A 16,567-nucleotide genomic window follows, 5' to 3' on the forward strand; every position below is an offset into this window, starting at 1 on the left:
CGTTCATCCTAGGTTCGAGGGATCAGCCGCCGTGAGCGGGATGCGGGCACCGTTGACGTCGGCCGGTGGGGTGCCCCAGAGCCGGACGACCGCGGTGCCGAGCTGCGCCTCGAGGCCGGACAGTGCACCGACGACGAACACGGCGGCCGCGGCGGTCTCCGGTGCCTCCTTCCGGAACCCCTGCGCGACGGCCCGGACCCAGGCGTCGGACGCGGCCTTCGCCGCCGCGTAGTTCGCGGCACCTGCGGTGGGGGAGTCGACCGCGGTGGATGACACGAACGCGAGCCGGCCGGCAGGGGACGCCACCAGGTCGTCGTGGAAGACCCGGGTCGTGTTCCGCAGGGTCCGGAAGGCGCGGTCGAAGAAGTCCCAGTCCGCGTCGGACTGGCCGACGATGCTGCCACCGCCGCGCCACCCGCCGACCAGGTGGACCAGCCCGTCGACGCGGCCGGCGTCCGCGTGGACGTCGTCGGCCAACGCGGTGACCGCACCGAGGTCCGACAGGTCGCACGTGCGTGTCGTGACGCCCGGGACGGACGCGCGCAGGGCCTCCAGGGCGTCGGGTCTGGTGCCGACCGCGACGACGGCCGCACCGGCGGCGGTGAGTGCGCGCGCGACGGCTGCGCCGCTGGCACTGGTCGCACCGGCGATCAGCACCAGGCGACCGGCCACCGAGGCGTCGGTCACGCGGCGGCCTCGGCGACGAGCTCGGCGTCCGTGGTGCCGGTGATGCCGGCCGTGGACGCGATGACGGTCGCCATCTTCCTTTCGAGGGCCTCGTAGAACATCGACAGCGGGAACTCGTCGTCGAGCACCGCATCGGTGTAGCCGCGCGGCGGTCCGGCGAGCGTCTCGTCGGGCAGGCCACGCGCCCACTTCGACGCCGGGTGCGGCGTGAGCGTGCGGGTCAGCATCTCGTACGCGGCGAGCCAGTGCGCCGACTTCGGCCGGTCGATCGAGCGCCGGTAGAGCTCGTTGATCTCGTCGCTCAGGGCGATGATCACGTCCGGCACCTCGGGCCAGTCGATCGTCAGCTGCGTGTCCGTCCAGTGCAGGACGCCGTGCTGGTGCATCCAGGCGAACAGCAGCTGGCCGCCCAGTCCGTCGTAGTTGCGGATGCGGCTGCCGGTGATCGCGAATCGGAAGATGCGGTCGAAGACGACCGCGTACTGCACCAGGCGCGCGTGGTCACGGATGGCGCGCTGCGCGTCCTGGAGGCCCGTGTCGGGTCCGGCGGACAGCTCGCGTTCCAGACGCACGGATTCGCGGAACGCGGTCAGGTCGCAGCGGAGCTCCTCGAGCGAGTAGAGGAAGAACGGCATCCGCTGCTTGATCATGAACGGGTCGAAGGGCAGGTCCCCGCGCATGTGCGAGCGGTCGTGGATGATGTCCCACATCACGAAGACCCGCTCGGTCAGCTGCTGGTCGTCGAGCATCGCAGCGGCCTCGGCCGGCAGCTCGAGCTTGGTGACGTCGGCGGCGGCACGGACGACCCGGCGGTAGCGGGCGGCCTCGCGGTCCTGGAAGATCGCGCCCCACGTGAAGGCGGGGATCGAGCGCATCGCGACGGTCTCGGGGAACAGCACCGCCGAGTTCGTGTCGTAGCCCGGGGTGAAGTCGACGAACCGCAGCGCGACGAACAACGCGTTGCCGTGGTCGCCGGCCTCGAGCTCGGCGATGAACTCCGGCCAGATGACCTCGACCAGGACCGCCTCGACGAAGCGCGAGGTGCTGCCGTTCTGGGTGACCATCGGGAACACGACCAGGTGGCCGAGCCCGTCGACGCGGTGCTGCTGCGGTTGGAACGCGGTGAGGGAGTCGAGGAAGTCGGGGACCCCGAAGCCCTGCTCCTGCCAGCGTGCGAAGTCGAGCTGCAGCACCTGCAGGAACGCAGCATCGTGCGGGAAGTGCGGTGCCAGCTCGGCGACGGCCGGCACGATCACCGCGACGTGACCGGCGGCAGCGGCGTGGTCGGACGGTTCGGGGACGGAGCCGTCCCGCGTCTGCAGGGCCTGCAGGGCGACGACTGCACGCTTGAGCCGGAGCCAGGCGGGGTGGGCGGCGATCTCGCGCACGGACAGGTGGTCCTCGACGACCTCGGGCTCTCCGACGATGGCGTCCTGCGAGATCTTCTGGGCGAACTGGGACATGTCGAACCTCCCGTCATCGGGGTCGGCCGCGGATCTGCGGACGAGTGGTGCGCGTTACCGGATCGTCTCGAGCCTAGGGAAGTCCGGGGGACGCAAAGTTGCCCATCTGCGGTGGAATCGTGCGTCGTCGTGGTGCTCGCGCGGGGATCCGACTGCTGCGCGCACGGAACCGTCGCCGGTCCTGCGTGGGCGGTCAGCGTGGTCGGAGTCAGCGGCGCCGGGCGGGTCACCCGGAGCTGTTGTCTCCACGGGCCTCCGAGTCGATGCGCTCACGCTTGGTGACGGCATCGATCGCTTCGCTCACGGTCGAGTCCGGATGCGTCTCACGCCAGCTCCGCACCTGTGCCGGGTCTGGTGCTGACCCCGGGGGGATCGGCGTACTCCCGACGATGCTCGGAGCGAAGGCGGCGTAGGTGATCGTCGCGAGCGCTGCCAAACACGCGTAGAGCAGATCGAGCGAGAGCCAGGCGCCGACCGTCGACACGATCCCGAAGAGCACGATGAAGGCCGGCGCCCGGCGCCTCATCGGAAGCACCCTCGCTTCACTGCCGCGATGCCGAGGAGCTCAGCCCCCAGCGCAGCCGCAGCCCCGCCGAGGGCCCGGATCTTCTCCCAGCTGAAGGACGCGCCCCACATGATCCGGACTGCCTTCGTGACGCCGCCGAGCGAGTTGGTGTGGGCCGCCAGGACATGCATCACCGCGGTTCTGCGCGGAGCTGTCGGAACCACCCGAGCGCGAGTGGAAGCGCGGTCCAAACGGCGAACGACGTCATTGCGGGGCCGACGCCGACGCGGGTTTCCGAGGCGATCGTCCAGTCAAGACCCGGCGCCGCGAGCCACGACGCGAAGGCGTATGGATTCAGCCAGTTGAGGAGGGCTGGTGTGAACGCGAGGCCGATCGTGAGGAACAACGGACCGAGCACAGCGATGACGAGTGCGGGCGCTGTTCGTAGCACCAGGCCCGCCACAGCCGTCGCGGTGAGCGTCGCGGCGATCGTCGTCGCGAGCATCTCCCAGAACTGCCGGAGTACCGCGATGTCGAAGGCAGAAGCGGCTGAGGTGGGCCGTGTGACGGCGAAGACCACGGCAGCGAGGAGATGGATGACGACGAGCGTGCAGACGCCGAGGATCAAGACCGCGACGTAGCGGGCACCGAGGATCCGCTGGCGTCGTGGCGTGATCGAGAACGTCGTCAACGCCGCACGCGTGGTCCATTCGGCCGTGAACGCCATGACAGCCAGGAGACCCATGAGCAGGGGAAGAGCCACGCTGAGTCCCGCCACGAAAGCGACGAACGTCTTCGTTTCCCACCCGATAAGGAAGGACAGCACCACTCCGCTGACAGCTGCGACTGCGAATGCCCACCGGGGGCCACGTGTGTCGAGAGCGCGTCGCATCTCGACGAGCACCAAACGGATCACACCATCCTCCCCTCGTACTCCGTGGCGGTGAGGGATGCCAGGTACGCGTCGAGCCGGATGTCCTCGCTCCTGAGCTCGAGGAGCGCGATTCGTGCATCCCGCGCAGCACGACCGACCTCCTCCGGTGCAAGGTCCACGAGCAAGCCTGCGCCCGTGGGGAAGGGGTGGCTGCCGACACGTCGGAGTGCCTCCTCAAAGCGCGGAAGATCTTCAGCGACCACGAAGGTGCGTCCGGCCTGTGTCCGAAGATCATCGAGTCGGGTTTCATCCACGATCCGTCCGCGGGAGATCACCACCAGGCGGTCGGCGGTCCGTTCCACTGCCGCGAGTTGATGAGTGGAGACGAGGACTGTTCCTCCCTGCTCCGCGAAGTCGAGCAGCAGGTTGTCGAGCCAACGTATTCCTTCGGGATCCAGGCCATTGGACGGTTCGTCCAGCACGAGGGCACGCGGGTGCCCGAGTAGCGCGTGGGCCAAACCGAGTCGCTGACGCATGCCAAGGGAGAGTTTCCCGACTCGACGGGCGGCAACCTTTGACAGGCCAACCATCTCGAGACACTGATCGACCCTTTGGAAGGGCTCGCCGATCGTGAAAGCTGTGAGCCGAAGAGTCTCGCGGACGGATCGACCTGGGTGGAAGGCTGACGCGTCCAGCAGGCAACCGAGGAAGCGGGCCGGATCGGAGAGCTGTTGAAGTTCCTGCCCGTTCACGAACGCGGCTCCGACATCGGCTCGGGTGATTCCGGTGAGGATCCTCAAGGCGGTGGACTTGCCGGCGCCGTTCGGCCCACAGAACGCTGTGATCGTCCCCTCGGGACAGGAGAAGGAGACGTCATCGAGCGCGATGCGTCTGCCGTAGGTCTTACCGACCCGACGAAGTTCGATCGGATCGGTCACGACATCAGCTGATCGAGCAGAAGTGCTGCCCCGATCGCTCCGACGCAGACCAAGAAGGCGGCTGGTGCCACTTTGCTCCTCGGTTCGACGATGCCAGCAAAGCCCGCTGCGCTGAGGCCGGCCGCTCCGGCCGCCACCGAGAGCGGCCACCCGGCGGCAACCAGGACGACACAGGTGGCCCCGAGCAGGACGGCCATCGCTGCGAGTCCAGCGCTGAGCAGCGGTCGTAAACGAGATTTCCTTGCAGCCACAACCCCTCCTTACGTTGGGGCTTCGAAGGGGTGGTGCAGCCACCACCCCTTCGAAGCTGGGTCAGTTGAAGTACTTCCAGATGTCCCAGGCCGTGATGAGCGTGCTGATCGTCCCTACGGCAGCCTTGATCGCAGGCCACGCAGTGCGCTGGAAGTTCGCGAACGACTTCTTGACGCCGTCCGAGAGCTTCTTCCACAGCGCGGGGATCTTCTTCAAGGCATTGATCGCAGTGCGGATGAGCGATGCCCAGCTCCGCTCGGTCTCGCCCCCACGATCGGACGCCCCCGCCGGTGCTGGGGTGGTGGAGATGGGCCCCGCCCAGGCGGAGGCACCGGTCGAGGCCGAGCTTCCAGCGATCGTTGAGCCGTGGGCCGGTGCGCTGCTCGAAGCGGAGACCGGCGTCGACGCCGGGGACACTGCAGCCGTCGCGGGCACGGAGGTGCCGAGGACAGCAGCTGCGGTGACGCACGCTACGACTCCTGTCGATGCTGCCCAATGCTGCCGCTTGCGCTGATACATGATTGCTCCTTCGCGATCCGAATGGGCCGGTCCTGCACGACCGGCACGCTGTACGGGCAGCACGTTAGCAATGTTTCAGCAACCGATGTGCGAAGTTTTGGAATATTACGGAAGCGGTCCTCGATCGGTACGGTGGTGGCCATGGCCCGATTCACGCCCCCAGCCGCTGACGCGATGCGCGCCCGGCTCCTGCTCGCCGCGCGGGACGAGTTCGCTGCGGTCGGACTGGCTGCCGGCAGGGTCGAACGGATCGGTGCCGCGGCGTCGAGCAACAAGGCGCAGGTCTTCCACTACTTCGGCAGCAAGGAGGGGCTGTTCGACGCCCTCGTCGCGGACACTGTGACCGAGACGTTCGCCGAGGCTCCACTCGACACCGCCAACCTCGCCGCCTGGGCCGGCCGGGTGCACGACTCGTACGTCCGTCGCCCCTGGGCTCAGCGGCTCGCGACCTGGCACCGACTCGAGCGCGCCGACGTCCCGCTCGAGTCCGTCGCGACCAGCTACGCCGACGCGGTGGCCGAGGTCGAGCACGCGCAGCGCGCCGGGGTCCTGCCGCGGGCGTTCCGTCCGGCGGTGCTCCTCGGGCTCGTCCTGCACACCGCTGCGTTCTGGAGCGCGACCGCTCCGGAGTACGACCCGCTGGTGCAGGCCGTGACGCCGCCGCGGCGTCGCCAGGTCGTGGTCGACGCGGTCGCGGCCCTGCTCGGCGGGAAGTCCTGACCGAGCGATCCGCGGGCGCCAGCGTGAGCGCGCTCGGACCGCGCGTGCGGGGCGGAGCCGCACCGGGCCTCCTGGCCGTCCCTCAGTCGGCTGCGCCGGCGGCGACCCGCAGCGTCCGCTCCGCGTCGTCGAGGTAGTCGGCGAGCAGCGCCGAGGCGGCGTCCTGGTCGCCACCGCGCAACGCGGACACGATCGCGTCGTTGCGTTCGACGAAGTCGGCGTGGAACGAGGCCGGGTCGGCGGTGGTCAGGAAGGCGAGCCGCATCTCGGCGAGCAGGCCGTCCATCAGGGCGTGGATCCGCTCGCTCGGCACCGCGCGCACGAGCTCGGCGTGGAAGCGGATGTCGGCGGTGCCGACCGCGCCCCAGTCGCCCGCGGACGCGGCTGCCCGGGCGTCGGCGACCGCTGCGGCGGCCTCGGCGAGTGCCGGTGCGTCGGGGGTGCAGGCACGGACGGCTGCCTCTTCGAGCACCCGCCGAGCCGCGTAGAGATCGGTGACGTCGGCGGCGGAGAGGCGTCGGACGAACACCCCGCGGTTGAACACGTGCTCGACCAGACGGTCGCGGGCGAGCAGCCGGAAGGCCTCGCGCAGGGTGTTCCGCGAGACCCCGAGCTGGTCGCTCAACCGCTCCTCGGACAGCTGTGCCCCGGGGGAGAACCCACCCGACGCGATCATGGTGCGCAACCGCGTGGCCGTGGAGTCAGCGCCGCCGACGGTTCGGGTCATGGCACCGATCCTGGCACGGGTGGCGTTTGTGAAGGGCGTGTTACAGAGCAGAACCGGCTCTTGCGATTGTTGAACAATGCGGTCCAGACTGTCCCGCATGTTCGTCCTCATCGGCGTCGCCGTCGTCATCGTCGGCTTCGCATTGCGCATCAATGCGCTCCTCGTCGTCACGGTCGCGGGCATCGTGACCGCGGCCATCGGCGGGATCGGTCCCGTCGGCATCCTCGACGCGTTCGGCAACGGGTTCGCCTCGAGCCGGTCCGTCACGACCTTCGCGCTCGTCCTGCCCGTCATCGGCCTGATCGAGCGTTACGGCCTGCAGGACCAGGCCAAGCGCCTGATCGCGAAGCTCGACAAGCTCACGACCGGTCGTCTGCTCGCCGGCTACCTGGTGATCCGGCAGGTCACCGCGGCGGTCGGCCTGACGAGCATCGGTGGCCCGGCGCAGACCGTGCGCCCGCTGGTCTACCCGATGGCCGAGGGCGCGGCGACCAAGAAGTACGGGCGGATCGACGACCGCATGCGCGAGAAGATCAAGGGCTACTCGGCGTCATCTGACACCGTCGGCGTGTTCTTCGGCGAGGACGTCTTCGTCGCCGTCGGCTCGATCCTGCTCATCACGACGTTCGTCGACTCGACCTACGGGCTGTCGCTCGAACCGATCGACCTGGCCCTGTGGGCGATCCCGACGGGCATCGCGGCGCTCATCGTGCACGGCGGACGCCTGCTGCTGTTCGACCGCCGACTCGACAAGATGGCGGCGGACGCCCGTGCCGACGCCCCGACCCTGGGGGCAGCAGCGTGATCACCAGCGAGTGGCTCTACTGGCTCATCGGCGCGTTCTTCATCGCCGTCGCCGTCCTGATCGTCACCGACACCGCGCACGCGAAGCGCCTGGGCAACGCGGCGTTCTGGGGCATCCTCGGCCTGTCGTTCTTCTACGGCACCTTCGTCGCCGCCGGCACCGTGCCGGCCTGGACGCTCGGGATCGCCGTCCTCGTGATGGTCGCGCTCGCCGGGCTCGGCTTCACCGGCACGACGAGCCGCACCCGGGTCGCGAGCATCCCCGGCGCCGGCACGGGTGCCGAGACCGGCCCCGCAGAGCCCACCGGCGTGACGCAGAAGATCACGAACGCCGGCAGCGGCAGCACGAGTGTGCTCGCCACCACCAGCCCGGACGAGCGCGCCGCGTTCGCGACGAAGTACGGCAACCGGCTCTTCATCCCGGCCCTCGTGGTGCCGGTGGTCGCCGTGCTGGTCGCGACGCTCGGCCCGCTCGTCTCGTTCGGCGGCGAACCGCTCCTCGCCGAGGGCAGTGCGACCCTGACCGGCCTGGGCATCGGTTCGGTGCTCGCCGTGGTCGTGGCCGTGTTCGTCCTGCGCCCGCCGAAGATCGCCACCCCGATCCGCGAGGGCGGTCGCCTGCTGCAGGCGATCGGCTGGGCGGCGCTGCTGCCGCAGATGCTCTCGACGCTCGGCATCGTCTTCACCCAGGCGGGGGTCGGTGACGCCGTCGGCACCATCATCAAGTCGATCCTGCCCGACGGCTCGCTGCTCGCCGCCGTGGTCATCTACTGCCTCGGCATGGCCCTGTTCACGATCATCATGGGCAACGCGTTCGCCGCGTTCCCGATCATGACGGCCGCGATCGGCTGGCCCGTCCTGGTGCAGGGCTTCGACGGCAACCCCGCCGCGATCTTCGCGATCGGCATGCTCGCCGGCTTCTGCGGCACGCTCGTCACCCCGATGGCCGCGAACTTCAACCTGGTGCCGGCCGCCCTGCTCGAGATGCGGGACAAGTACGGCCCGATCAAGGCACAGATCCCCACCGCCGCCATCCTGCTCGTCGTCAACATGGGAGTCATGTACCTTGTCGCATTCTGATGCCGCCCCGATCGACCTGACCCGGGCCGCCTGGGCCGATCGCTTCGCCGCCGTCGCCGCGGACAACACGACCCGCGAGTACCCCTACGCCGCGCACCACGCGACATCCGGACCGGACGACCGGGCCCTGCCCGTCGAGCTCCACCCCGCCTTCGCCACGTCGTACGACTGGCACTCGTCGGTGCACATGCACTGGCTCGCGGCGCGCCTGGTCGCGCACGGCCTGCCCACCGACCTGGAGGCCCGGCTCACCTCGATCCTGCAGGCGCACCTCACGACGGATCACCTCGCGACCGAGGCGGCCTACCTGCGTGAGACGCCGCACTACGAGCGCCCCTACGGCTGGGCTTGGCTCGCCCGGCTCGCCGCAGAGGTCTCGGCATCCGAGGCGCCCGCTGTCCGGGCACTGGCACCGGGGTTCGCACCCGTCGTCGACGTCCTCGAAGACCTGGTCGTCCGGTGGATCGACGGCGCCGCGCACCCCGTCCGGCACGGCGTGCACTCGAACTCGGCGTTCGGGTTGCTGCTCGTGCTCGAGGCCGCCCGGTCGCTCGACCGTCCGGCCCTGGCTGCTGCGGTCGAGGGGGCTGCGAAGGACTGGTTCGGCGCGGACGCCGGGTGGCCGTTCGCCTGGGAGCGGAGCGGGCACGACTTCCTGTCCGCGGGCCTGGCCGAAGCCGACCTGATGCGGGCGGTGCTGCCCGCCCCGGAGTTCGCCACGTGGGCGCGCGGCTTCTTCGCCGCGGTGCAGCCGGGTGACGTGATCCTGCGGTCGACGGTGGTCCGTGACGAGAACGACCCGCAGCAGGTGCACCTGTTCGGGCTCGACCTGTCGCGGGCGGGCTCGGCCCGGCGCATCGCGGACGCACTCCGCGCCGGCGGTCCGGACGACTCCGGCACCGGCCTCGCTGACCTGCTCGACGACGCGGCCGACCGGCTGCTGGCCTCGGGGCTCGCGGCGAGCGTGGGCGAGGAGTACTACTCCACCCACTGGCTGGCGAGCTTCGCCTGGGACGCCATGGAGGCCCGGGAGCACGCCGCTCGCTGACCGTCGTCAGGAGCGCTCAACATCTGCGGACACGTCGAGGATCCGGAGGTACCTTCGGGGCCATGAGCGATCCGAAGGACGACGAGACCCTCGACGACTTCCGCGAGGCGCAGGAGACCGACTACGAGCCGGAGCCGACCGTGCTCGACCCCGACGACCTGCCGGTGGTGGACGACGCGGACGACGAACTGCTCCCCGACGACGACCGACCGGTGCCGCTCGACACCGACGACGACGCGATCTGAGCGATCGCGCCGTCGTCGTGCCGCGGCACCGGCGTCAGCGCTGACGCCGACGCCGACGCCGACGTCAGCTTCGGTGTCGGCGTCCGCTCAGTCGAGTGGAAGAGTCCGCGCGAAGGTGCGGGTGACCGGAGTCGCAGCGAGGAACGGTGCCATCGCCGGAGCGCCCTCCGGCGTCGCACGCCAGGCCACGTAGGTGTCGTGGTCCTCGGCGGTCGTCCACGACTCGACGACGACCATGCGCGCCGGGTCCTCGTCGTCGACCAGGACCTCGAGCGACTCCAGGCCGTGGAACGACGCGGTCTGTTCGAGCGTCTCGCGGATCGCACCCTGGAGTGCGTCTTCGGGGGCGTCGCTCTGGAACTGGACCTCGAGCAGGACGGTCATCGACATGGGGAACCTTTCGTCAGCGGTGTCCAAGCCAACCCCTGACCCCCTGCGCTTGTTCCGGGTCGGTCAGTCGAGGATGCGGAACCGGAGCGGATCGCCCGGACGGAGCTGCGCAGCGAGGTCGATCGACGACGGTGTCAGGACCGCGACGACCGGGTAGCCGCCGGTCACCGGGTGGTCGGCGAGGAACAGCACGGGGAAGCCCTCGGGTGGCACCTGCAGTGACCCGGTCTCGACGCCCTCGCTCGGCAGCTCGCGTGCCACGGAGCGGGCGAGCGGCGTCTCTGCCGTGGTGCGGACCCCCACGCGGTCGCTGTCCGCACTGACGGAGAAGTCCTGGCCGGTCAGGGTCGTGCGCCACTCCGGGGTGAACCAGTCGTCGCGCGGTCCGGGCACCACGTCGAGCACGACCGGCTCGTCCGGCCACCGCGGCTCGGGCTGCGGCACCGCGTCGACGATCGGCCACGACACCCGCGCGTCACCGACGGGCAGGACGTCACCGGCCGACAGTGGCGGCGGTCCGAGGCGCGCGAGGGAGTCCCACGAGCGGCTGCCGAGCACCGGGTCGACCGCGAAGCCCCCGAGGACCGCGACGTAGGTGCGGAGGCCCACGGTCGCGGTGCCGATCCGGAGCGTGTCGCCCGGGGCCAGCAGCAGCACCTCGTGCGAGGCGGCACCGCGGACCGATCCGTCCGCCCGCTCGACGTCGACGGGGCAGGCCGCGCCGGTGGTGGCCGCGACCACGTACGCGTCGGCGCGGAGCGTGACGGAGCCGAGCAGGGCCTCCAGGACGGCCGCGTCGGGACGGTTGCCGACCAGTCTGTTGGCGAGTGCCGCGGAGCCGCGGTCGGCGGCCCCGGCCGCGCCGAGGCCCATGTCGCTGAAGCCCGGGCGCCCGAGGTCCTGCGTGGTCGCACCGTAGCCGACCTGCACGACGGTCAGCGCGGTCATGCCGCACCCGCCACGACGAACCGGACGAGCGTGCCGGCGGGGGCGAGCGCCGGAGGCGTGCGCTCGAGGGACCACATCGGCACCTCGGTGCGGCCGATGAGCTGCCAGCCGCCGGGCGATGTCCGCGGGTAGACGGCGCTGAACTCGCCGGCCAACGCCACGGCCCCGCTCGGGACGGCCGTGCGGGCGGTGCTGCGGCGGGGCAGGTCGAGCGGTCGATCGCTGCCGGTGAGGTAGCTGAAGCCGGGGGCGAAGCCGCAGAACGCGCTCGTCCAGAGCTGCCCGGTGTGCCACGCCACGAGCTCGTCGCGCCGCATGCCGGTCAGTTCGGTGACGGTGTCGAGGTCCTCGCCGTCGTAGGTGACGGGGATGACGAGCGGCTCGGTGTCGTGCGCTTCGAGCGCTGCGCTGACCGGGACGACCTGCGCGAGCTCGGAGCGGAGTCGCCCGGCGTCCGTCGTGGACGGGTCGAACCGGAGCAGCAGTGTCCGGGCGCCGGAGACGACCTCGGTCAGCCCCGGCAGGGTGGCCTGTGCGAGCCCGGCGCGGAAGGCGACGACGTCGGCGAGGGACCCGAACGTGGCGAGCAGTGCGGTGCCGCCCGCGGAGCGGACCTCCGGACCAGTCACGGTGCGAAGGGCGCGATCGTCACGCCGTGCTCGGTCAGCAGCGCTCGGATGGCCCGGGCCATCGCGACCGCGTCGGGGGAGTCGCCGTGCACGCAGACCGAGTCGGCACGCACGGCGATCTCGGACCCGTCGACGGCGGTCGCGACACCGTCGGTGACCATGCGGAGCACCCGGGTCGCGACCTCGTCCGGGTCGTGCAGCACCGACCCCGGCTGCTTCCGCGACACCAGCGAGCCGTCGGGTTCGTAGGCGCGGTCGGCGAAGGACTCGCTCACCGCGCGGAGCCCGTGCCGCTCGGCTGCCAGCAGCAGTTCCGACCCGGGCAGCGCCAGCACGGCGAGGGACGGGTCGACCTCGGCCACGGCGCGGACGACGGCCTCGGCCTGCACCGGGTCGGCGCAGGCGGTGTTGTACAGGGCGCCGTGCGGCTTGACGTAGGTGACGGCAGTGCCCGCGACGTGCGCGGTGGCGGCCATCGCGCCGAGCTGGTGCACGACGTCGGCGTACAGCTCGTCGGGGGTGACGTGCACGGGTCGGCGGCCGAAGCCGATCAGGTCGCGGTAGGCCACGTGCGCGCCGATCGCCACACCACGCTCGGCGGCGGCGCGGGCGGTGGCGAGCATGATCGTCGGGTCGCCGGCGTGGAACCCGCAGGCGACGTTGGCGCTCGAGACGACGTCGAGCATCGCGGCGTCGTCGCCCATGGCCCAGGCACCGAAGCCCTCGCCCAGGTCGCTGTTCAGGTCGATCGTCGTCACGGGTGCTCCCTGTCGTCGCGGGTTGTTGAACAATCTACCGATCACCCCGGTCCCTGTCATCCGCTTCCCCCGGTCGGACGGCGGTTTCCGAGGTGTGCCACGTACTGTCCGAGTCCTCAGTACCACCGGCGGCAGTGCTGCCGGATCGATCTCTGCACTGGAGCAGCTCATGACCGACAGTGACAACACGCACGACGCCCCGAAGAACGACTCCGAGGGCACCGAGAAGCCAGGCGGCCTCGGCGACGACAACACCATCCCGAACAACCCCGACGGCCTGGCCGCGGGGCACACTGGCGACGACTCGCACTTCAACCCGGAAGAGGACGGCGAGCACTAGCGGCTCCTTTCCGGCCTGCGGGTCGATGCAGAACGACACCGTCGTTGTCTTCCGACAGCGGCGGTGTCGTTCTGCGTCTGCACGCATCCGCGCGCGTCTGCACGCACTCGTCCGCCCCCGACGAAACAAACAGCGCAAAACCTTCCGGCACGAGGTTTCCGGTGCTACAGTCCCGATCACCTAGCAGCACTAGGGATTCAGCGGGCACCGAAGCCCCCTGTGACTCAAGGAGGAGTCATGTCGACACCGACGTCGAAGGAAGAACCCACGCGGGGCATCGCCGGGACCGCGTCCCCAGCGGTCACCGCAGCCGCCGGGGCCACCGCCACGGACGCCGCGGCGTCCCGAGCGTTCTCGGTCGAGGGCATCACGCAGTCCGTCAGCACCGTCCGGGTGGGTCGGGGGTACCTCTGGGGCCTCAGCTTCGCCCAGTTCGGCCTGTTCGTCGCCCTGCTCACCCCGGTCTTCGTGAGCATGTCGATCAAGGCGACGGAGCTGAACCCGACGAGCCCCGAGACCGTCGTCGGTTCGGTCCTGCCGTTCGGAGCACTCGGCGCCCTGTTCGCCAACCCCCTGTTCGGCGCGCTCTCTGACCGCACCCGCACGCGGTGGGGCCGTCGCCGCCCCTGGATGGTCGGCGGTGTCGTCGTCTTCGTCGGTTCCCTCGCCTGGCTCGCGTTCTCGCCCGACGTGCTGCAGCTCACCCTGGCCTGGGTGCTGGCGCAGGTCTCCGCCAACGCCGTCCTCTCCACGCTGACGGCGAGCTTCGCCGACAACGTGCCGGAGTTCCAGCGCGGCAAGGCCTCGAGCGTCATCGCCCTGGCACAGAACATCGCGATCCTGGCCGGGCTCTACCTGGCCGTGTACCTGGTCGGCAACCTGCCGGTCCTGTTCATCGCACCGGGCGTCCTGGCGATCGTCGCGGTCCTCGTGTACTCGTTCGTCGCCCGTGACGACCTGCCGACGACGCCGGTCAAGCCCTTCAGCTGGGTCAACCTGATCAGCTCGTTCTGGACGAACCCGATCAAGCACCGCGACTTCGGGCTCGCCTGGTGGGGCCGTTTCCTCATCACCTTCGGCACGTTCATGTTCACGACGTACCGCCTGCTGTACATGCAGGACCGCATCGGGCTCCCGCAGGGCGAAGCGGTCGGGGTCGTCGCGTTCGGCGTGCTGCTGTACACGATCGCCCTGCTCGTCAGTGCGGCCGTCTCCGGCTGGGTGTCCGACCGGATCCAGCGTCGCAAGGTCTTCGTCTGGGGTTCGACGGCCATGACCGCCGTCGGCCTGGTGATCCTGGCCCACGTCGACAGTGTCGGCGGGTTCTACTTCGCCGAGATCGTCCTCGGTTTCGCCTTCGGCATCTACGCCGCCATCGACACCGCCCTGGTCGTCGACGTGCTGCCTGACCCGGAGCGCCCCGGCAAGGACCTCGGCGTCATCAACATCGCGAACGCCCTGCCGCAGTCACTCGCCCCCGCCGTCGGTCTGTTCCTGCTCGGCATCGGTGGCGGGCAGAACTACACGCTCATGCTCTGGGGTGCCGGCGTCGCCGTCATCCTCGGCGCCCTGGTGATCCTGCCCATCAAGTCGGTCCGCTGACCGACGCAACCGCCTGGAGGCGCGGCGTGCGTCCGCGACGCACGCCGCGCCTCCAGGCGGTCGCCTGCACCGCAGGTGGCCGGTTCAGCGGGCGCCGTGCTGGCGCAGCGCGACGACGACCTCGTCGAGGAAGTCGTCGACCTGCCCCTGGTCGTACCCCTCGCGGAACTTCGTCGGCTGGAACCGGACCGCTGCGACCTACTCCGGTGTGAGCGGGTCGACCGGGCGTCGCTGCTCGTACCCGGCCAGGGTGGTCTGGATCCGGTCGAGGAACGCGTCGACCTCGCTCTGGTCGTACCCCTCGCGGAACTTCGTCGGCCGGAACCGCTTGTCCGCCACCTCTCGTGCGAGCATGTCCTCCCCCTTCTGCTGGCGCCTCTCGTGGCCCTGCCATGGTGTCACGGGCGGGTTGCCGGGGGTCAGAGCTGCGGTGAGCGCCTGCCGAACAGCGCGTCGAGGAACCGCGAGAACCGCGACTCCGGCTCGTGGGGCGTCTCGATCGAACGGGTCGGTGAGCGGAACGCGAGGTCGTGCAGCATGTTCCGCTTCGACCCGTCCCAGTTCGCGAACAGGTAGGTCCCGCCGATGAAGGACATGCTCCGGACCGGCGTGCGCTTCCACGAGTCGGCAGCCACGTAGTACCCCGCGTGGCCGGCGCGGATGTGCTGGATCACGGTGTCCACGTCGATGACACCGGTCGGTGTCACGACGGCGGTGATGCCCGTGCGGTCGCGGGCGACGTACTCGATGAGGTGTTCGGTCACGATGGAACTCTTCGTCACGGTGGTGAGACGCCACGGCAGGGAGCGTGGCGAAGGGGATTCGGAACCGCCGTTGCTTCCGTTTCCAGAGTACGTCCGCCGCGGGCGTGCCGTCCCCGGATGTCCGCCGTTCGCAGATGGATGAGCGTTCAGCGGATGGGGGTCCGGTCGGCCCAGTCCACGATGCGTTCGATCGTGTCGTCGAAGTCCCGCGTGCCGGGGCGGTTGAGGAACGCGTGACGGCTGCCCCGCAGGACGTGTCGTTCGACCTCGGTGCCCGCGGCCTCGAGCTCGTCCGCGAAGCGCTCGCCCGAGGCGCGCATCACGTCCCGCTCGGCGTCGACCAGCAGGGTGCGGGGGAACCCGCCGAGGTCGTCGGACTCCGGGTAGACCGCAGTGGGGCGGCCGCCCGCGTAGGCCCGGTTGCTCAGGTCGAGCAGCAGCGGCGCGTGCGTGAGCCGCCGGTGCCCTCGGACGAGTCGCTGCAGCGCCCGGTCACGCGGGAGTCGGGCGTGGAAGAACCCGTAGGTCAGCACGAGGCCGGCCAGTGGCGGGGCGGTCGCGACCGCGGATGCCGCCAGGCACGCACCGGCGCTCGCCCCACCGAGCAGCAGGCCGGACGGTGCCTCGTGGTGCAGATTGCGGAGCACGGCGACGATCTCGTCCCGCGCGTGGGGCGCCCGTCGTCGCCCACGTGGTCCACCCCGGCCGAGCCAGGGCAGTCCGGGCAGCGGTCCGAGGCGGTAGTCGACGGTCACGACCGGCAGGCCGCGCTCGGCGAGTGCCCGTGCGACGGCGTCGGACTCCGGCAGGTCGAGGTCGCCCCGGAAGAACCCGCCGCCGTGCACCCAGACCAGGGTCGGGGCTCCCGTGCCGCCGCTCCGGTCCAGGGGCCGGTAGCGCCTGATGGGGACCGGCCCGTGTGGTCCGTCGATCCGTTGATCGGCGACCTCGATCGTGTCCTGGTGCATCCCCCGCATGGGAGCAGTGTCGCAGGACGCGGGCGGGAGCCGGGCTCGCGGCGCTTGAACAGGCATGCTTTCGGAGCGCCGGGCGGGACACGGCCCGGTAACGATGCGGGCGACCGCTCGGCGGGGCAGGCAGCGTGGAGGCATGCGCCTGACGAGAGCCGCCCTGATCCTGACCACTGCGACCCTGGCCGCGCTGCTGACGGGGTGTTCCGGCGCGGACGGAGCGGACGGTGGTGCGGCGACCCCGACCGTGACCGAGACCGTCACTGCCCCGCCCTCCGACCCCGCGAGCACGCCGACCCCGAC

23 protein-coding genes and 1 pseudogene are annotated in these 16,567 nt (G+C 70.6%); 7 read left to right on the forward strand and 17 right to left on the reverse strand.

Annotated features, from left to right (window positions below):
- Positions 1–3 precede the first annotated feature (3 nt).
- The 8 genes from DEJ04_RS14295 to DEJ04_RS18515 all read right to left on the reverse strand — a co-directional run bounded on the left by DEJ04_RS14295 (position 4) and on the right by DEJ04_RS18515 (position 4,935).
- Positions 4–687, reverse strand: coding sequence for an SDR family NAD(P)-dependent oxidoreductase (locus tag DEJ04_RS14295; protein ID WP_258371389.1), 684 nt, complete (start codon positions 685–687; stop codon positions 4–6).
- A complete protein-coding gene (locus DEJ04_RS14300) occupies positions 684–2,150 on the reverse strand; it encodes a DUF6421 family protein (protein ID WP_111047520.1) in 1,467 nt (488 codons plus the stop codon). Before DEJ04_RS14300 ends, DEJ04_RS14295 begins: the two co-directional genes overlap by 4 nt.
- A gap of 226 nt (positions 2,151–2,376) precedes the next feature.
- The gene (locus DEJ04_RS14305; protein ID WP_111047521.1) at positions 2,377–2,676 is read right to left on the reverse strand and encodes a hypothetical protein; all 300 of its coding nucleotides are present in this window, start codon (positions 2,674–2,676) and stop codon (positions 2,377–2,379) included.
- On the reverse strand, positions 2,673–2,846 hold the full coding sequence (locus DEJ04_RS18505) for a hypothetical protein (protein ID WP_181437833.1): 174 nt from the start codon (positions 2,844–2,846) through the stop codon (positions 2,673–2,675). The genes DEJ04_RS14305 and DEJ04_RS18505 overlap by 4 nt, the downstream gene beginning before the upstream one ends.
- Complete coding sequence (locus DEJ04_RS14310; protein ID WP_146248728.1) at positions 2,846–3,559, reverse strand: hypothetical protein; 714 nt, start codon at positions 3,557–3,559, stop codon at positions 2,846–2,848. The genes DEJ04_RS18505 and DEJ04_RS14310 overlap by 1 nt, the downstream gene beginning before the upstream one ends.
- Before the next feature lie 8 nt (positions 3,560–3,567).
- Positions 3,568–4,467: an ATP-binding cassette domain-containing protein gene (locus DEJ04_RS14315; protein WP_181437834.1), complete on the reverse strand. Its 900-nt coding sequence runs from the start codon at positions 4,465–4,467 to the stop codon at positions 3,568–3,570.
- Complete coding sequence (locus tag DEJ04_RS18510; RefSeq protein WP_110860986.1) at positions 4,464–4,664, reverse strand: hypothetical protein; 201 nt, start codon at positions 4,662–4,664, stop codon at positions 4,464–4,466. The genes DEJ04_RS14315 and DEJ04_RS18510 overlap by 4 nt, the downstream gene beginning before the upstream one ends.
- 115 nt (positions 4,665–4,779) lie before the next feature.
- Positions 4,780–4,935, reverse strand: coding sequence for a hypothetical protein (locus tag DEJ04_RS18515; protein WP_181437835.1), 156 nt, complete (start codon positions 4,933–4,935; stop codon positions 4,780–4,782).
- Between the two features lie 444 nt (positions 4,936–5,379).
- On the opposite strand from DEJ04_RS18515, the gene DEJ04_RS14325 reads away from it, so the two are divergent.
- Positions 5,380–5,958 carry a TetR family transcriptional regulator gene (locus tag DEJ04_RS14325; protein ID WP_181437836.1) on the forward strand — a complete coding sequence of 193 codons (579 nt, stop codon included), beginning with the start codon at positions 5,380–5,382 and terminating at the stop codon, positions 5,956–5,958.
- 82 nt (positions 5,959–6,040) lie between these two features.
- Here the strand turns inward: DEJ04_RS14325 and DEJ04_RS14330 are convergent, their stop codons facing one another.
- Positions 6,041–6,685: a GntR family transcriptional regulator gene (locus tag DEJ04_RS14330; RefSeq protein WP_111024726.1), complete on the reverse strand. Its 645-nt coding sequence runs from the start codon at positions 6,683–6,685 to the stop codon at positions 6,041–6,043.
- A 97-nt stretch (positions 6,686–6,782) separates the two neighbouring features.
- Between DEJ04_RS14330 and DEJ04_RS14335 the strand changes: the two genes are divergently transcribed.
- The 4 genes from DEJ04_RS14335 to DEJ04_RS14350 all read left to right on the forward strand — a co-directional run bounded on the left by DEJ04_RS14335 (position 6,783) and on the right by DEJ04_RS14350 (position 9,862).
- On the forward strand, positions 6,783–7,490 hold the full coding sequence (locus tag DEJ04_RS14335) for a DUF969 domain-containing protein (RefSeq protein ID WP_027465970.1): 708 nt from the start codon (positions 6,783–6,785) through the stop codon (positions 7,488–7,490).
- Positions 7,487–8,569, forward strand: a complete 1,083-nt coding sequence (locus tag DEJ04_RS14340; RefSeq protein WP_111047526.1) for a DUF979 domain-containing protein — start codon at positions 7,487–7,489, stop codon at positions 8,567–8,569. Before DEJ04_RS14335 ends, DEJ04_RS14340 begins: the two co-directional genes overlap by 4 nt.
- Complete coding sequence (locus DEJ04_RS14345; RefSeq protein ID WP_258371390.1) at positions 8,556–9,617, forward strand: DUF2891 domain-containing protein; 1,062 nt, start codon at positions 8,556–8,558, stop codon at positions 9,615–9,617. The genes DEJ04_RS14340 and DEJ04_RS14345 overlap by 14 nt, the downstream gene beginning before the upstream one ends.
- Positions 9,618–9,679: 62 nt before the next feature.
- Complete coding sequence (locus DEJ04_RS14350; RefSeq protein WP_110860976.1) at positions 9,680–9,862, forward strand: hypothetical protein; 183 nt, start codon at positions 9,680–9,682, stop codon at positions 9,860–9,862.
- 87 nt (positions 9,863–9,949) lie between these two features.
- Here DEJ04_RS14350 and DEJ04_RS14355 read toward each other — a convergent pair whose 3' ends face one another.
- The 4 genes from DEJ04_RS14355 to DEJ04_RS14370 all read right to left on the reverse strand — a co-directional run bounded on the left by DEJ04_RS14355 (position 9,950) and on the right by DEJ04_RS14370 (position 12,587).
- Complete coding sequence (locus DEJ04_RS14355; RefSeq protein WP_111024724.1) at positions 9,950–10,252, reverse strand: putative quinol monooxygenase; 303 nt, start codon at positions 10,250–10,252, stop codon at positions 9,950–9,952.
- Positions 10,253–10,315: 63 nt separating this feature from the next.
- Positions 10,316–11,200 carry a biotin-dependent carboxyltransferase family protein gene (locus tag DEJ04_RS14360; protein WP_111047527.1) on the reverse strand — a complete coding sequence of 295 codons (885 nt, stop codon included), beginning with the start codon at positions 11,198–11,200 and terminating at the stop codon, positions 10,316–10,318.
- On the reverse strand, positions 11,197–11,829 hold the full coding sequence (locus DEJ04_RS14365; protein WP_111047528.1) for an allophanate hydrolase subunit 1: 633 nt from the start codon (positions 11,827–11,829) through the stop codon (positions 11,197–11,199). Before DEJ04_RS14365 ends, DEJ04_RS14360 begins: the two co-directional genes overlap by 4 nt.
- Entirely contained in the window at positions 11,826–12,587 is a 762-nt protein-coding gene (locus DEJ04_RS14370; protein ID WP_111047529.1) for a LamB/YcsF family protein, read from the reverse strand. The genes DEJ04_RS14365 and DEJ04_RS14370 overlap by 4 nt, the downstream gene beginning before the upstream one ends.
- Before the next feature lie 169 nt (positions 12,588–12,756).
- Between DEJ04_RS14370 and DEJ04_RS18520 the strand changes: the two genes are divergently transcribed.
- Together DEJ04_RS18520 and DEJ04_RS14375 are read left to right on the forward strand one after the other, a co-directional pair.
- The gene (locus tag DEJ04_RS18520) at positions 12,757–12,927 is read left to right on the forward strand and encodes a hypothetical protein (protein ID WP_164941189.1); all 171 of its coding nucleotides are present in this window, start codon (positions 12,757–12,759) and stop codon (positions 12,925–12,927) included.
- A 237-nt stretch (positions 12,928–13,164) separates the two neighbouring features.
- Entirely contained in the window at positions 13,165–14,529 is a 1,365-nt protein-coding gene (locus DEJ04_RS14375; RefSeq protein ID WP_071405927.1) for an MFS transporter, read from the forward strand.
- A gap of 99 nt (positions 14,530–14,628) precedes the next feature.
- On the opposite strand, the pseudogene DEJ04_RS18885 reads toward DEJ04_RS14375, so the two are convergent.
- From DEJ04_RS18885 to DEJ04_RS14390, 4 genes and pseudogenes are all read right to left on the reverse strand, one after another.
- A pseudogene (locus DEJ04_RS18885) lies at positions 14,629–14,715 on the reverse strand (DivIVA domain-containing protein); the annotation flags it as partial.
- A gap of 12 nt (positions 14,716–14,727) precedes the next feature.
- Entirely contained in the window at positions 14,728–14,883 is a 156-nt protein-coding gene (locus DEJ04_RS18890) for a DivIVA domain-containing protein (RefSeq protein WP_375334735.1), read from the reverse strand.
- 65 nt (positions 14,884–14,948) lie between these two features.
- Positions 14,949–15,293: a hypothetical protein gene (locus DEJ04_RS14385; protein WP_071405928.1), complete on the reverse strand. Its 345-nt coding sequence runs from the start codon at positions 15,291–15,293 to the stop codon at positions 14,949–14,951.
- A gap of 146 nt (positions 15,294–15,439) precedes the next feature.
- Positions 15,440–16,261, reverse strand: a complete 822-nt coding sequence (locus DEJ04_RS14390; protein WP_181437837.1) for an alpha/beta hydrolase — start codon at positions 16,259–16,261, stop codon at positions 15,440–15,442.
- Positions 16,262–16,567: the final 306 nt, after the last annotated feature.

It is taken from the genome of Curtobacterium sp. MCLR17_044, from assembly GCF_003234435.1.
Classification (GTDB): Bacteria; Actinomycetota; Actinomycetes; order Actinomycetales; family Microbacteriaceae; genus Curtobacterium; species Curtobacterium flaccumfaciens.